Source organism: Rhodococcus sp. R1101 (assembly GCF_000278445.1).
GTDB classification, from domain to species: domain Bacteria; phylum Actinomycetota; class Actinomycetes; order Mycobacteriales; family Mycobacteriaceae; genus Rhodococcus; species Rhodococcus gordoniae.
This window is the reverse complement of record NZ_AJVB01000831.1, coordinates 1-891: the sequence shown is the minus strand read 5'-3', so window position 1 is coordinate 891 and position 891 is coordinate 1. Positions and strand designations below refer to the sequence as shown.

The following is an 891-nucleotide window of genomic DNA, read 5'->3' as shown; positions in this document are numbered from 1 at the left end:
AGGCCGATCACGTCGATCGCCGGGCGCACCGGCAAGTCGCCGGCCCAGGTGGTGCTGCGCTGGCATCTGCAGCTCGGCAACGTCGTCATCCCGAAGTCGGTCACGCCGTCCCGGATCCGGGAGAACTTCGAGGTCTTCGACTTCGAGCTGACCGACGAGGACATGTCCACCATCACCAATACCGATCGCGATCTGCGCACCGGACCCCATCCGGACCAGTTCAACTGACAGACCTCACCACTCCGGTTTCTCCGCCCGGGATCGGATCCGGACGCAGATCCTGGCTCATGGTGGATGCCTCTTTTCACCCCCATCCGTTCCCAGTACACCACCGGTATCCGACGGCATACACCCCTGACCAGGGTGAAACCTGTCGTCTCACGGGTGAATGACGCAGCCGAATCCGATATGGCACGTCGCGGTCTCCTCGGTGTCACCCTGGCGGGCCGCGGGTCGGTACCGCAGACAGTAGTTCGGGGCGCACAGGTGCGAGCCGCCCTTGATGACGCGGCGCGGATACGCTTCGCGCGGATCGTGTTCGGCCTCGTCGACGCGGGGATTCGTCGGGATGCAACACGATGAGGCCGGCGCGACGTTCCTGCCGCTCGAAGCATGGTTCGCGGTGAAGTAGTCGGCGGTCCACTCCCACGCGTTGCCCGCCATGTCGTGGAGGGCCGTATCCGTTCGGCCGGAAGTGTCCGACAGGTGAGGTTCCGGCGAATCCGTCCGTTTCGAGGTTCTGCCACGGGAATTCGCCCTGCCAGACGTTCCCGCCGGGCCGGCCCTTCGGTTCGCGCTCGTCGCGCCATGTGAAGGCCTTGCGGTCGAGTCCGCCGCGGGCGGCGAACTCCCATTCGGCCTCGGTCGGCAGTTCCTTGCCGGCCCACTCTG

At 66.0% G+C, this 891-nt stretch carries 1 protein-coding gene and 1 pseudogene; one reads left to right on the top strand and one right to left on the bottom strand.

Annotation, left to right across the window (positions count from 1 at the left end; all coding sequences use genetic code 11):
* Positions 1-228 (top strand): aldo/keto reductase (locus R1101_RS28765; protein ID WP_037225220.1); only part of this gene is annotated, 228 nt, incomplete at its 5' end.
* Positions 229-378: 150 nt separating this feature from the next.
* Here R1101_RS28765 and R1101_RS28760 read toward each other — a convergent pair.
* Positions 379-871: pseudogene (locus tag R1101_RS28760) on the bottom strand (SUMF1/EgtB/PvdO family nonheme iron enzyme).
* Between the last annotated feature and the right edge of the window lie 20 nt (positions 872-891).